The sequence below is a fragment of the Cellulophaga sp. BC115SP genome, assembly GCF_009905545.1.
Classification (GTDB): domain Bacteria; phylum Bacteroidota; class Bacteroidia; order Cytophagales; family Spirosomataceae; genus Flectobacillus; species Flectobacillus rivi.
Genome location: NZ_JAAALB010000055.1, coordinates 1 through 13,396, shown reverse-complemented (window position 1 = coordinate 13,396; position 13,396 = coordinate 1). Strand labels below are relative to the sequence as shown.

The window sequence follows — 13,396 nt, the reverse complement described above, 5'->3', positions numbered from 1 at the left end:
GCAACGAGGCACAAGGCAAAGAGTGTTTGATTGAATGGCTAGTTCAAGACTAAGTCTTGGACTAGCTTTTTAATAGTTTTGAAACTGAACCCATCACTCTTTATCTGAAGGTGTCGCAACGCTTGAATCGCTTTTATTCGTTTTGTCTAGTAACAAGATTATTTTTCACTTTATGCCTGTTTCCTAAATATTTTCCTTTCTGTTTTTCTTTCAATCCCCATCTTTTTTGCTATATTTAAGAAAGGTATCAAAGGCTTTAATCAATAAAGTCGTGTTGTTGCATAGCATTGAGACTTTCTGCCCTTTTAGTTCTGGTATCTTCTTTTAGTGTACCTCTAAGACACTCTAACCAAAACAGATATAGCCCTTTACTTTATGACAAAAGAATTAACCTTTTTATGTATCTCAACCTATTTCAAAGGCAATGAGTTTTTGCGTGCTTGTAAGCAAGCAGGAAATAGGGTTTTCTTGTTGACCAATAAAAAACTAGAGCATCGTCCGTGGGCACGTGAAGCCGTCGATGAGTTTTTTTACGTAGAAGAGAAACCCGATGGAAGTATAGATATTCAAGAGATTATTCTTGGGTTAGGTTATGCGATGCGCTCCCGAAAAATAGACCGTATTGTCGCACTCGATGATTTTGATGTAGAAAAAGCAGCTCATCTCCGCGAGCATTTTCGTATTCCTGGCATGGGACAAACCACAGGACGGTTATTTAGAGATAAATTAGCGATGCGTATGAAAGCAGAGGAGGCAGGAATTAATGTGCCAATGTTTTCATCTTTGTTTAATGATAATGACGTATTTGAGTTTACCCAAAAAGTGCAGTTTCCTTGTGTGGTAAAACCTCGCTCAGAGGCTTCGGCTACAGGTATTCGTAAAGTCCATAACTCAGAACAATTGTGGGAGGTGGTGCATTACTTAGGCGAACGTCGTCCTGAATATCTGGTGGAGCAGTTTCGCCCAGGGGATGTTTACCATGTAGATTCCTTGACGGTGGGTGGTCAGCCGATTTTTACACGCTGTAGTCGCTATTTATCAACTCCAATGGAAGTAGCGCATGGTGGTGGAGTGTTCCGCTCTATGACCGTGGAAGTTGGCTCGGAGGAAGATTTGGCTTTAAAAGAAATGAATGAACAGGTATTGAAAGCCTTCGGAATGAAATTTAGTGCAAGCCATACCGAGTTTATTCGTGACCACGAGACAGGAAAGTTTATCTTTTTAGAAACAGCCTCAAGAGTAGGAGGAGCACATTTGGCCGAAATGGTTGAGGCTGCTACGGGTATTAACTTATGGCGCGAATGGGCAAATATCGAAACAGCTATGGCTCGTAATCTGGAATATACTTTACCCGAAGTGCAAAATACCTATGCTGGTATCTTGATTTCCTTGACTCGTCAGCGATATACCGATCCTATGATTTTTGATGATTCGGAAGTTTGTTGGCGTATGGACGAAGAGTTTCATGTAGGCGTAATTGTAAAGTCTGAATCGCAGGAGCGTGTAAAAGAACTTTTAGACAAATATGCCCAAGTGGTATTTGATGGTTACCACGCGTCAGCACCAGTACCCGATAAGCCAACAAATTAAAAAGCTGTAAGCAGCTTAATGCCTTTTACATATATTTTTCCCAAAACTCATAATCATATTTTTCCCAAGCATGGCAGCCGAAGGGGAGTTGTTGATTATTGAGTTCATAGCAGAGTTGAGGATGTTGTTCAAAACCAAATTTTAATGCTTGTTGCCAATTAGGAAGCTTTAGTAATGGTCTATATGGACGAAGCTGAATAAAGTGAAGCGAAAACAAACCATCTTCATTTGAAATCCACTCCTTTTTGAAAAACTTCAAAACCTTTAAGAAGCGAATCATAGCTTTGACCTTTCTCAAAGAAAAACCTCCATTCATAAAAATTCTACGAAATTGGTGATAATTCCCTGGAAGTTTGCTTCCGATATTCCATCGTTCAGGTTCGATATGAGGTGAGCCCACATAATCAAAACCTGCATTGCACCACTCTGTGAGTTGATCACTAAAAATAAAAGCGTCCAACTGATAAATCAGCATATATTCGTAAGCTGTAAATGCTTCATAAAAATGCACGGTCGTTAGTAAGGCATTGTAGCCTTCTATACCTTTAAAATATTTATCCTCAAAGTTTTGAAATTGAATAGCAGCGTGCTGTTGCTTCAAATGCTCCAAATCCAAAGACTCAGGTTTTATAATGACAATAGGATAGTGCCCCAAAATTTTGATACACTGTTCAAAAGACTTTTGCTCAAACGGTGTCATATCAGGTTTATACATTGGTATCACCACTGCAACCTGATTTTTCTTTGGATTAGCTTTTATATGTTTGGACATTGTGTTTGCTGGTTAAGGTTTTAGGCAATAGGGGATAGGCAAAAAGGGAACAGAAAAAATAGACATTTTTTACTAATCCCTTTTTGCCTGACCCCTCTAAAACTTATTCTATTATATCCCCCAATAAAGTTTTCCACCAATGTTTTTGAGGGTCGTAGTATTTGCCTGTCAAAAACTTAAGTGTAACAGGGAATATTCTTAACAAACGATTTTCAGGTAATTCAAGCCTAAATTTGACAAAATCTCGATGTGATTCCAATTTGGCGAATTGACTAGCAGGTACTTCTGGATAATGTTGTTTGAGTAAAGCCAAAGTAGATTCTAAACGATATAATTCTTCCTGAATGGGAAGGAGTTTTTCGGCTCGAGGTCTCGAAAAACGTTGTTTGAAACTAACAGCTTCGCCACCACCGCCAAAACCTACTTGTTGAGCACTATGACGACGGTACAAAATGAGTTCCTCATTGACGAAACCAATCTGATTTTTGAGCGCCAATGAAATAGACATCCACGCATCATGAATCAAATCTTTTACCGATGTAGGGAAAGGCAACATTTTGGACAATGCACTTTTACGTAATGCTACCGTAGCACCTGTTACCACATAGCCTTTGTATAAAATCTGTGCAGCGCCACCTGCTTGCCAGATTTTTTGCATATTATCATCAAACATGACTTCCTGCCAAATATTTCCTGCTATGCGCTCTGATTTTTCATCCATCATACCAGCATCACTGAATACCATTTGTTGCTGAGGATTTTTTTCGAGATAGTCTACTAATTTTTCAACCTTTTCGGGCATCCAATAATCATCTTGATCACATAAGAAAATAATATCTCCTTGGCACAATTGAAGACATTTTTCAAAGTTTTTGGTTGAGCCTAGTTGTGAGTCATTTCTATAAAAATATATCGGAAAAGGAGCTTTGTCTTGAAAAGCTTTGACAATATCAGCAGTGGCATCGGTAGAGCGGTCGTCGCAAATTACGATTTCATTGACCGAGCGAGTTTGGTTCAGAATACTTTCTAATTGTTCACCTAGATATTTGGCACCATTGTAGGTGCAAAGCGCTACTGAAATCATCGAGATTGGTTGGTATATGAGCTTTTATAACCCTTTTTGTAAATTCTTGAAAAACTTAGCTTTAGGAGTTATAAGCATAAAAAAATCTGCAAAAACACACAAATATAGAGGTTTTTGCAGATTCGATACTAAGAGGTATAGGTACAAAGTGTTGATAAAATGGATGAAATACCAAAAGTATTTTATCACCACCACATTTTACTAGGCAAATTATTTGATTGTTACATTGAATTGTGCGTCAAAGTCTGTACTTCCTTTAGCTGTACCATCTTTGATTGGCACACCGTTTTGTGGTGGTTGGTGATACAATACGACTCTCAATGTTCCTGTGCCTGCATTGGTAGTCACAGCCGAAGCTTTTAAGCCCACTTCCAGATTTCTATTGTCTTTATCGGTACGAGTAATGGTCAACAAATTGCTTGGCGTTGGCGTGTACACGAACAGGTGCTCAAAGCTTTCGGTTTCTATTTCTGATGTAATATCCTCTGCTGGACTTTTACTTTCGTCCAATACCTGTACCGTTACACTGTAAGTTTTGTTGGCATCTAAGCTGATGTTATCTACTACAGGAGCATTACCGCCGATACCATCAATATCTTTAAATGCAAATGTTTTGGTGACACCTCCCGATGTAAAGTTGAGCTTTAACGTCGTAAGGTTTTCGCTATCCTGTACAGGGTCAGGAGCGTCTTTTTTACAACTACTAACGGTAATGACAGCAATGGCTAAAGCCAAAATTGTGAGGGGTTTACGTAAGTTTTTCATAAATGAGTGTATTAAAAAAAGGACTACGAATGTCAGTTGTAGCAAAAGGTAATTTGAGAGTGCCTGACAAAGTGTTTTCGTTGATTTTTGTTTGTTTTAATTAATGCAATGATGTTGCAAATATAAAAACATATTTTAAATATTCGCAATAATGTTGCAAAAATGAATTTTGATATTCTATATTTGCAACAATGTTGCATTTATGGAAAATTTGAGAAAAAACACTTTTGATTATGTAGGCATAGTTAGTTCGGGGATATGCCTCATACATTGTATGCTGATGCCGATTATGCTATTGTTTAAATGGGAGATTCAGTTGGAGAGCTTGGGGTTTGCGCATCATCCTACTTGGGATTATTTATTTATAGGCTTGGGCTTGATAGCCGTTTGGACGAGTTCACATAAACATACGCCCAAAGGCATCCGCATAGGACTTTGGGTGGCGTATCTCGTTTTTGTTTGGGCTTTACTCTATGAAGACCAAGTTTGGTTTGCGCAGTATTTGGGGTGGATTGCCTCTTTGGGGTTGATTACAACACATTATTTTAACATAAAATTTTGTAAAAAATGTCAAATAGAAAATTACCGGTAACAGTATTGAGTGGCTTTTTGGGTGCTGGAAAAACCTCTTTGCTCAATCATATTTTACACAATAAAGAAGGCTTGAAAGTAGCAGTAATTGTCAACGACATGAGTGAAGTCAATATAGATGCTCAGTTGGTCAAACAAGAAAATGTACTTTCAAGAACGGAAGAAAAGCTGGTCGAAATGTCCAATGGTTGTATCTGCTGTACACTTCGTGAAGATTTGATGGTGGAGGTAGAAAAACTTGCCAAAGACCAGCGTTTTGATTATTTGCTCATAGAGTCCACGGGTATATCGGAGCCTTTACCTGTGGCTCAAACTTTTTCGTATGTTGATGAAAACAGCGGAATTGACCTTTCTCGTTTTGCCCAACTAGACACGATGGTGACGGTGGTTGACTGCTTTAACTTTGCCAAAGACTTTGGCTCTATTGATACTGTCTGGACTCGCGGCCTCAATGACGAAGATCCTAATGACCAACGCACCATCGTAAACCTATTGACAGACCAAATAGAGTTTGCCAATGTCATTGTTTTGAACAAAACAGATTTGCTTCCTCGCGAAAGAGTTGCGGAGTTAAAGACCATTATTCAGAAATTGAACCCTGATGCTAAAGTTGTAGAATCGACTTTTGGAAAAATTGAAACCTCCCATATTCTCAATACAGGCTTGTTTGATTTTGAAAAATCCTCGCAATCGGCAGGCTGGATTCAAGAATTAGAAAAGGGGAGTCATACGCCCGAAACGGAGGAATATGGCATTAGCTCTTTTGTCTTTAGAGACGTCCGTCCATTCCATCCTACACGTTTTTGGAATTACATTAATCAACATTGGCATGCAGGAATTATTCGTTCTAAAGGCTTATTTTGGTTAGCTTCAAGACCTAAAGATGCCCTAAATTGGGGACAGGCGGGTGGTTCGCTTCGTGCAGATTATGCAGGGAAATGGTGGGCTGGCGTACCCAAGTGGGAGCGTTCTTTTTATCCTGCTTGGAAAGACTCAAAAGACGAAATCATGAAGCGTTGGGATGAACGATTTGGCGACCGTATCAATGAATTAGTGATTATTGGGCAAGATTTAGACAAAGAATTATTGATAAAGGAACTACAAGATTGTCTTTGTACGGTGGAGGAAATCAAACAAATGGAAGCCAAGAAAAAGTTTGAAGATCCATTTCCTGAGTTTTAAATAATTGTGAATGAGTGATTTGTGAATTAGTGAATATGCGCTTGTATTGTTATCTAGTGAGCGACTTGGTCTAGGACTAGTAATTTTTGAAATACAAAAATTTTATATAAAGGTAGTGTGATGCAAAAAGCCATCTTCCCGTGGGAGATGGCTTTTTTATGGGATAAAAAATCACTAAATCACTCATTTACAAATCACCCAATGATTAAAAGAATAACCATTCGATGGCTTTAGGGAATTCTTTGCCCCATTGTGATTCGTTATGTTTTCCTTCAGGGTCAAGAGAAAGATTGATTTCAATCTTCTTGTTACCTTGACGGGTAAGCGTTTGTTTGAGCTTTTCAACATTTGGAATCATAGAATGACCTTCGCCACCACCCGCATAAGCATAAATCTTAGCAGGTAAATGACTCAAAAAGTCAATCGCATCGAAATAAATATTTGGAGAAATCCATAACGACGGCGAAAACAGCATTAATCTTCCAAATACCTCTGGATACATCAATCCTGCATAAATACTCACCAAACCACCCAACGAGCTACCACCAATACCTGTATGCTCACGATCGGTGAGGGTACGGAAGTTGGCATCGATATAAGGCTTCAAAGTACGGCTAATAAATTGTACATACTTGCGACCTTCACCTTTACCCAATTTAGGGTTATTGTATGGAGAATACTCTTTGTAACGATTTTCGCCACCGTGTGCAATAGCCACAATAATCACATCGCCATGACCACGAGATGCTAATACCGCCAACTGCTTGTCGATACCCCAGTTGCCGAATTCAGAACCTTCTTGGAAAAGGTTTTGAGCATCTTGCAAATACATGACAGGGTATTTTTTGTCGGTTTTGTCATAATCATGAGGCAACAAGATATATACCGCACGTTTGGTATCAAACTGAGGCATATCAAATGAATCAGAAATCAAGCGGATTTCAGGCATTAAGTCTTGTTGCAAGTTGGAACCGTCTAAGCGCCAGTGTGGCACAAAGTCGTGCATGACACCTAGTTTTTTGGTAACTACTCTATTATAAGTAGCGTTACCAAACTCATCCAACTCAACTTGATTCCAGCCACCTTTGGTGTACTTGTATTCAAGTTTTTCAGGAAGTGGTACAGAGTGTGGAAACTTCAACACATATCGTCCTTCCTCTGTTTTCTTCAAGCGGAAATCTTCCTTGTCGGGGAGCCACCCGTTAAAATTGCCAGATATATAAATTGGGCGGTCGTCTTCAACTGGGGTGGTTAGTTCAAAATATAATACGTTGTTACTCATAGCTTTCTACTCAAAAATTGCTGTTCCTCAAAAGTGGACGCAAATTTAGCAAATTAGCTGTTCTATGCTATTCTAAATTTGAAAACTTCTATAATAAATTAGCAAAAACATGCTAAATTTTACCAAAATTGGACTTTGAGAAACGCATAATTAACAAATGATAACTATACATTGGGTGTTTATGATAGAATGATAAAGCCAATGTTAAGAACTTTCTACTCTAAAGTAAAAAACTTAGAAACAAGACAAAAGCCAAGGTTTAAAGTATCTAACTAATTATTAGATAATCTCTTATAATCGCATTATAGGCGATGAACAAACAAGAAAGTAAGCGAATTAGGAGAAAGCAACTCAAAACTATATATTTGATTAAAATAATTGAAAATGGCTACATCATGAAATTCTACCAACCTACCATTCGCATCTTCGTTGATTCATCCTTAGAATCATCAAAATATCTTATTTGTTTTCAAATCCATTTCTGAGAAAATTGACAGTATAAACTATTAAAGTTTCAAAATATGCTGACAATCAGTTTAAGCTTAAATTCCCATTTTGGGAATTTTTATTATATTTGCTATGAGAATATTTACGAAAGGAACCATTAGAGATTTTTGGAATAAATATCCCGACTCTGAATCTTCATTAAAAACTTGGTATGAAGTGAATGAAGAGTATGATTTCAATAGCCCAAATGAAGTCATCACATTGTTTAAGGATGCGGATACCGTTGGGAATGGGAGAATTGTATTTAATATATGCCATAATAAATACAGATTAGTGGCTAAGTACGAGTATTCTCGTAAACTTGTTTTTGTTAGATTTCTTGGTACTCACAAAGAATACGATAAAATCGAAGATATAAAAAACCTTTGAAGGATGACAAATCAGCAAATATCAGCCCTTGATTCCATTGTAATCAAGCCCATTCGAACAGAAGAAGAATATCATAATGCTAGCCAGATCATTGAAAATCTAGTTGATGCAGATTTGATTGAAGATGAATCCATTAGAAATAAAGCTTTGGATATTCTAGAGGCAGTTACTGTTTTGGCAATTGAATATGAAAAAAAGCATTATCCTGTCGAAAAATTAGATGCTATAGACGCCATCAAACAACGCTTGGAAATGCTTAATTTATCACAAAAAGAGGTCGCCAAATATTTTGGTGGTGAAAATCGTGTTTCTGAAATACTTAATAGAAAAAGGCCGCTTACGCTAAAGGTCATTAAAAATCTCTATCATCATTTAGGAATCCCTGCCGAGATATTGCTAGCCATGTAAAACCCCATCTTTAAAATATCTTTAAATCCTCTGAATAACCCACAGTTCGGTGCGTTTTGATGAGCTTAGTGTTTATATTTGTAATAAAAACTGACTCATTTACAGACAGAAAATATTGTATTGTGCGAAATGAATGAAGGTATTAGCTTTTGGAACTGAAAATTATACCAATTCCTAAAAACCGATTCTTATCAAGCAGATATTTTGCTTGATCATAGCATTTGATGAATTACAAAGGCTTACTCGCTCAATTATCTATCAACCCAAAACATATTCATCAACTGTGATAGCTACTCAACAATTAACTTTTGCGTATCCGACTCAATCTAATGTTCCGACCAAACAATTTACGTTTCCCGATTTCAGTTGTGCTGATGGCGAAACTATGTTGATTTTGGGGAAATCTGGTCGTGGTAAAACTACTTTTTTGCACCTAATGGCGCTTTTATTGAAGCCAACGGGTGGTTCTATTCAAATTCATAATCAAGAAATAAGTCATTTTGATAGTGCTCAAGCAGCAGCGTTTCGTGCTGCCAATGTGGGGATTATTTATCAAAAACCTCATTTTGTACACTCGCTAAGCGTATTAGACAATTTACTGTTGGCTAACTATTTGGCAAATAAGTCTTTAGCTAAAGAAAAAGCTCAACACTTAGCCGAAAGTCTAGGCTTTGCCGATCATCTTGCTAAAAAAACAACACAATTGTCACAAGGTGAACAACAACGTGTGAGTATTGCCAGAGCGTTGATGAATAATGCTTCTGTGATTTTGGCAGATGAGCCTACGTCCAATCTCGATGACGATAACTGTTTGCGCGTAATAGATTTACTAAAAACTCAAACTTCTGAAATAGGAGCAAGTCTAGTGGTGGTAACCCATGATCAGCGTCTCAAAGATGTTTTCGAGAAGCACTTGTACTTATAGAGTTTTGAATAAATCTTGTGACAAATTACTAAATCGACTAAAAATGAACTTATTACATATTTCTTGGAAAAACCTAAAAGATAAACCCCTAACCAGTTTCCTGAGTATCTTACTGATGTCGTTAGGGATAGCCATTATCTCTTTGTTGTTACTGGTTGGCAAACAATTAGAAGAAAAATTTACCCGAAATATTCAAGGAATAGATATGGTATTGGGCGCCAAAGGAAGTCCTCTACAATTGATTTTGGCAGCAGTATATCAGATAGACTCGCCAACAGGTAATATCAAAATGGAGGAGGCGATGCGTTTTACCCGTAACCCAATGGTACAGTCAGCGATTCCACTTTCGATGGGCGATAGCTATCAAGGCTATCGTATTATTGGCACAACTCCCAAATATATTGAACATTTTCAGGGCGAGTTTGAGCAGGGAAAAACATTCGAAAATGCCTTAGAAATTGTAGTGGGAGCCAAAGTTGCTCGTAATCTAGGGCTCAAAGTAGGTGATTCTTTTGCAAGTCAGCATGGCTATGATGGCGAGGGTGACCATCACGAAGAAAGTAAATTCAAAGTGGTAGGAGTTCTAAAGCAAAGCAACTCGGTTCTGGATCAAGTATTGATAACCCCACTCGAAAGTGTGTGGGCAGTACACGAGCATCATGAAGCAGAAGAAGCAGGAAAAGGAGCCAATGCCTTGAAATTGCTTACCGAAGACGAACACAGCGAACAAGGCGAAGAGCATCATGAGGATGAAAAGGAAATCACGGCGATGCTCGTAAAATTTAGAAACCCAGCCATGGGTATGATGATTTCGAGAAGTATCAACGAAAACTCAACGATGCAGACTGCTACGCCTGCCATTGAAATGAATCGTTTGTTTGCCTTGATGGGTGTTGGTATTGATACACTGAAGCTAATCGCCTTAGTCATTATCATTGTTTCGGGCATTAGTGTATTTGTTTCCTTATATAATTCGTTAAAAGAGCGAAAATATGAAATGGCATTAATGCTATCGATGGGAGCGAGCCGTACAAAATTATTTTTACTTTTGTTGTCAGAAGGTTTGATTATCAGTGTTATAGGGTATGTTTTGGGTATTTTGCTAAGTCGATTAGGCTTGGGAGTTATGGCGCAGAATGTCGAACAAAACTTTCATTATGACTTTGGCGTTTTATCTTTGTTGACCGAAGAGTTGTGGTTATTGGCAGGAGCATTGATAATTGGATTATTAGCGGCAGCGATTCCTTCTTTAGGTATTTACAAAATAGATATATCAAGAACTCTGGCGGATGATTAAGTAGGAGTACTGATGAGTTAAGAGTGAAAATCCTACAGGCAAACTTGAATTTACGATTTCAACACTAAAAACTAAATTTTGTATCAATGAAAAAGAGCTTTCTATCTTTTGTATTTGCTAGCTTATTAATCAGCACGAGCGTTTTGGCTCATGAGCATCCTGCATTGCGCATGGTAGCACCAGGCGAAAAACTGACATGGGAAATTTTGAAGGATGTAGTATTCAAAAAGAAATGGTATCCACAAGAATCTATTTATATGTTGTACCCAACCTTTGGGGCATCAATAAAAAAGTTAGAGCATAAGGAAGTTACCATCAAAGGATATGTGATTCCTGTAGATGCCGCTACCAACGTGTATGTGTTGTCGGCATTCCCTTATAGCCAATGTTTCTTTTGTGGTGGCGCTGGCCCTGAATCTGTAATGTCTTTGAAACCTAAAAAAGGAGGTTCAAAAAAATACAAAACAGACGAAATGCACACTTTCACAGGTAAATTGAAACTGAATGCAGATGATATTTACGAAATGAATTACATTCTTGAAGACGCTGACTTAGTGGAATAAGAGTAGAATAAATTCTGGATATATTAAGAAAGTCTCGCTAGTTTAGTGGGACTTTTTTTATGCCCTTACACGGGATTATACAAGATAGAATTGTAACAAATGTTTGGGGAAAAAAGCTAGTTTTTGACTTCTTCGTGAACTTATCAAGATTTATAACTATTTTTTAAGTAGCTTGTTTATTTATAGTACTTTATACTCAAAACAATCTCAATGGCTTTTTCTTTTGAAAGACCTCCAAGAGATTGTTAAATTCAGACGATTTTTTAATAATAATTTCCCCATATCGAAGTACTCAGCTTCTTTATATCCCTAATCAAATTTATAAAATGAATAGAAATTCTCAACTCCAAAAACTACGTCAAACTGAGCAATTTGATTTGTGTATCATCGGGGCAGGTGCTACGGGCGCAGGGATTGCCCTCGATGCAGTACTGCGAGGTTTGAAAGTGGTAATCATTGATAAAAATGATTTTGCTTCACAAACTTCTTCCAAATCCACTAAACTTATTCATGGAGGTGTTCGATATTTGGAGCAAGCAGTCAAAAAACTGGATTGGGAACAATATAAGATGGTAAAAAAGGCATTGAAAGAGCGTGAAATATTGTTGAAAAATGCCCCACATCTTTCTCGTCCTTTAGCTTTGTTAACGCCTTGTTTTAGTTTTATCGAAAGCATTTACTATACCATCGGACTCAAAATGTATGAGTGGATTGCTGGTTCGCAAAATATCTCATCTAGCGAAAGACTTTCGAAAAAAGAGGCTTTGGAGTTAATACCTGAGCTAAAGAAAAAGCGTTTGAACTCGGCGGTGTTATATTATGATGGACAGCTCGACGATGCTCGCTACTGTTTAGCCCTGATGCAAACAGCGGTAGAAAAGGGTGCTGTGGCATTCAATTATGTACAGGCAAATAAGTTTGTTAAAAACGAAGATACAGGTCGTATCAAAACGCTACATGCGCAAGACTTGCTTTCGGGAGATGAAATTCAGATTCATGCAAAAGCATTTGTTAATGCCACTGGACCTTTTGCCGACCATATTCGTAAAATGGCCAATAGCAAAATGAAGCCACGTATCAAGGTGAGCCGTGGAGCACATATTGTTTTGCCTAAAAAGTATCTTCAAGGTGATGCAGCTATCTTGGTTCCGAAAACTGATGACGGTAGGGTAATTTTTATGATACCTTGGCAAGACCATCTTTTGGTAGGTACAACAGATGAAGAAGACCAACTGAGCGAAAACCCTAAACTAGAGGATTACGAACGTACGTATCTGATTGATTATGTGAACCGCTATTTGGAAACACCTGTGACAGAAAAAGATGTTACTTCGGGTTTTGCGGGACAACGTCCTTTGTTGGAGGCTAAGCTTCATACAGCACTGGATTCTGAAACCAAATCGCTTGTGCGTGACCATGAGGTAGAAATCGATAAGCGTTCGAAATTGGTTAGTATCATGGGCGGAAAGTGGACAACCTACCGTTTGATGGCGAAAGACACAGTGGATATGGTACAAGAAAATGTACTTAAACAACCTGTTGCGGAATGTTCTACCGATAAGCAAATATTGTTTGGAGGAGAGGGGTACCAGTTTGATGATTGGAAAGTGCTAGTAAATAAATACCAAGTTTCGACTGAAGTTGCACAGCATTTAATGAAAAAATATGGTAACAATGCAGGAAAAGTCCTTGAGTTATCTAACGAAGATACCGATCTCAAAAGCCTATTAGTAGTAGGTCATCCGTTTATCAAAGCTGAAGTAGTGTATGCAGTACGTCACGAAATGGCTTGTACAAAAGAAGACGTCCTTTTCAGAAGACTAGGACTTGCCCTCAGAGATGCCGACGCCGCAGCCAAAGCAGAGTGGTATGTGGAGGAGGTATTGAATGCTGAGGGGTCAGGGGATAGGGGTTAGTGTTTTTTGAGTGATCAGGCACAGAGGCACAAAGTGTTTTTAGGGTATAGGGGTGAGGGTATAGGGTTTAGTTTTTTTCGAAAAAGTTGAAAAAGCGAGTAGATAGGATGTGGAAGCGTTTTGCCCTAACCCCTAACCCCTAACC

13 protein-coding genes are annotated in these 13,396 nt (G+C 38.1%); 9 read left to right on the top strand and 4 right to left on the bottom strand.

Features of this window, described 5'->3' with window-relative positions:
* Positions 1 to 375: 375 nt before the first annotated feature.
* Positions 376 to 1,590 (top strand): acetyl-CoA carboxylase biotin carboxylase subunit family protein, encoded by a 1,215-nt coding sequence (locus GVN22_RS23950; RefSeq protein WP_166553534.1) that lies wholly within the window; start codon positions 376 to 378, stop codon positions 1,588 to 1,590.
* 25 nt (positions 1,591 to 1,615) lie between these two features.
* Here GVN22_RS23950 and GVN22_RS23945 read toward each other — a convergent pair whose 3' ends face one another.
* The 3 genes from GVN22_RS23945 to GVN22_RS23935 all read right to left on the bottom strand — a co-directional run bounded on the left by GVN22_RS23945 (position 1,616) and on the right by GVN22_RS23935 (position 4,211).
* Complete coding sequence (locus GVN22_RS23945) at positions 1,616 to 2,362, bottom strand: DUF5672 family protein (protein WP_166553533.1); 747 nt, start codon at positions 2,360 to 2,362, stop codon at positions 1,616 to 1,618.
* A 103-nt stretch (positions 2,363 to 2,465) separates the two neighbouring features.
* Positions 2,466 to 3,446, bottom strand: coding sequence for a glycosyltransferase family 2 protein (locus tag GVN22_RS23940; RefSeq protein ID WP_166553532.1), 981 nt, complete (start codon positions 3,444 to 3,446; stop codon positions 2,466 to 2,468).
* 210 nt (positions 3,447 to 3,656) lie between these two features.
* On the bottom strand, positions 3,657 to 4,211 hold the full coding sequence (locus GVN22_RS23935) for a hypothetical protein (protein ID WP_166553531.1): 555 nt from the start codon (positions 4,209 to 4,211) through the stop codon (positions 3,657 to 3,659).
* A gap of 202 nt (positions 4,212 to 4,413) precedes the next feature.
* Here GVN22_RS23935 and GVN22_RS23930 point away from each other — a divergent pair, with 202 nt between their 5' ends.
* A complete protein-coding gene (locus GVN22_RS23930) occupies positions 4,414 to 4,803 on the top strand; it encodes a MerC domain-containing protein (RefSeq protein WP_166553530.1) in 390 nt (129 codons plus the stop codon).
* The gene (locus GVN22_RS23925) at positions 4,779 to 5,984 is read left to right on the top strand and encodes a GTP-binding protein (protein ID WP_166553529.1); all 1,206 of its coding nucleotides are present in this window, start codon (positions 4,779 to 4,781) and stop codon (positions 5,982 to 5,984) included. The genes GVN22_RS23930 and GVN22_RS23925 overlap by 25 nt, the downstream gene beginning before the upstream one ends.
* Positions 5,985 to 6,189: 205 nt before the next feature.
* On the opposite strand, the gene GVN22_RS23920 is transcribed toward GVN22_RS23925, so the two are convergent.
* The gene (locus tag GVN22_RS23920) at positions 6,190 to 7,266 is read right to left on the bottom strand and encodes an alpha/beta hydrolase (protein ID WP_166553528.1); all 1,077 of its coding nucleotides are present in this window, start codon (positions 7,264 to 7,266) and stop codon (positions 6,190 to 6,192) included.
* Positions 7,267 to 7,845: 579 nt separating this feature from the next.
* On the opposite strand from GVN22_RS23920, the gene GVN22_RS23915 reads away from it, so the two are divergent.
* From GVN22_RS23915 to GVN22_RS23890, 6 genes are all read left to right on the top strand, one after another.
* A complete protein-coding gene (locus GVN22_RS23915; RefSeq protein ID WP_166553549.1) occupies positions 7,846 to 8,142 on the top strand; it encodes a type II toxin-antitoxin system HigB family toxin in 297 nt (98 codons plus the stop codon).
* A 3-nt stretch (positions 8,143 to 8,145) separates the two neighbouring features.
* Positions 8,146 to 8,550 carry a type II toxin-antitoxin system HigA family antitoxin gene (locus GVN22_RS23910; RefSeq protein WP_166553527.1) on the top strand — a complete coding sequence of 135 codons (405 nt, stop codon included), beginning with the start codon at positions 8,146 to 8,148 and terminating at the stop codon, positions 8,548 to 8,550.
* A gap of 208 nt (positions 8,551 to 8,758) precedes the next feature.
* Positions 8,759 to 9,475 (top strand): ABC transporter ATP-binding protein, encoded by a 717-nt coding sequence (locus GVN22_RS23905; RefSeq protein ID WP_205691026.1) that lies wholly within the window; start codon positions 8,759 to 8,761, stop codon positions 9,473 to 9,475.
* 43 nt (positions 9,476 to 9,518) lie between these two features.
* Positions 9,519 to 10,772, top strand: coding sequence for an FtsX-like permease family protein (locus GVN22_RS23900; RefSeq protein ID WP_166553526.1), 1,254 nt, complete (start codon positions 9,519 to 9,521; stop codon positions 10,770 to 10,772).
* Positions 10,773 to 10,858: 86 nt separating this feature from the next.
* Positions 10,859 to 11,335: a DUF3299 domain-containing protein gene (locus GVN22_RS23895; protein WP_205691025.1), complete on the top strand. Its 477-nt coding sequence runs from the start codon at positions 10,859 to 10,861 to the stop codon at positions 11,333 to 11,335.
* A gap of 326 nt (positions 11,336 to 11,661) precedes the next feature.
* The gene (locus GVN22_RS23890; RefSeq protein WP_166553525.1) at positions 11,662 to 13,251 is read left to right on the top strand and encodes a glycerol-3-phosphate dehydrogenase/oxidase; all 1,590 of its coding nucleotides are present in this window, start codon (positions 11,662 to 11,664) and stop codon (positions 13,249 to 13,251) included.
* Positions 13,252 to 13,396 lie beyond the last annotated feature (145 nt).

Excerpts from the sequence above, each read along its gene's own strand:
- GVN22_RS23945 (WP_166553533.1), bottom strand. The coding sequence starts at position 2,362 with ATGTCCAAACATATAAAAGCTAATCCAAAGAAAAATCAGGTTGCAGTG.
- GVN22_RS23910 (WP_166553527.1), top strand. The coding sequence starts at position 8,146 with ATGACAAATCAGCAAATATCAGCCCTTGATTCCATTGTAATCAAGCCC.
- GVN22_RS23930 (WP_166553530.1), top strand. The coding sequence starts at position 4,414 with ATGGAAAATTTGAGAAAAAACACTTTTGATTATGTAGGCATAGTTAGT.
- GVN22_RS23915 (WP_166553549.1), top strand. The coding sequence starts at position 7,846 with ATGAGAATATTTACGAAAGGAACCATTAGAGATTTTTGGAATAAATAT.
- GVN22_RS23935 (WP_166553531.1), bottom strand. The coding sequence starts at position 4,211 with ATGAAAAACTTACGTAAACCCCTCACAATTTTGGCTTTAGCCATTGCT.
- GVN22_RS23925 (WP_166553529.1), top strand. The coding sequence starts at position 4,779 with ATGTCAAATAGAAAATTACCGGTAACAGTATTGAGTGGCTTTTTGGGT.
- GVN22_RS23920 (WP_166553528.1), bottom strand. The coding sequence starts at position 7,266 with ATGAGTAACAACGTATTATATTTTGAACTAACCACCCCAGTTGAAGAC.
- GVN22_RS23900 (WP_166553526.1), top strand. The coding sequence starts at position 9,519 with ATGAACTTATTACATATTTCTTGGAAAAACCTAAAAGATAAACCCCTA.
- GVN22_RS23890 (WP_166553525.1), top strand. The coding sequence starts at position 11,662 with ATGAATAGAAATTCTCAACTCCAAAAACTACGTCAAACTGAGCAATTT.
- GVN22_RS23940 (WP_166553532.1), bottom strand. The coding sequence starts at position 3,446 with ATGATTTCAGTAGCGCTTTGCACCTACAATGGTGCCAAATATCTAGGT.
- GVN22_RS23950 (WP_166553534.1), top strand. The coding sequence starts at position 376 with ATGACAAAAGAATTAACCTTTTTATGTATCTCAACCTATTTCAAAGGC.
- GVN22_RS23895 (WP_205691025.1), top strand. The coding sequence starts at position 10,859 with ATGAAAAAGAGCTTTCTATCTTTTGTATTTGCTAGCTTATTAATCAGC.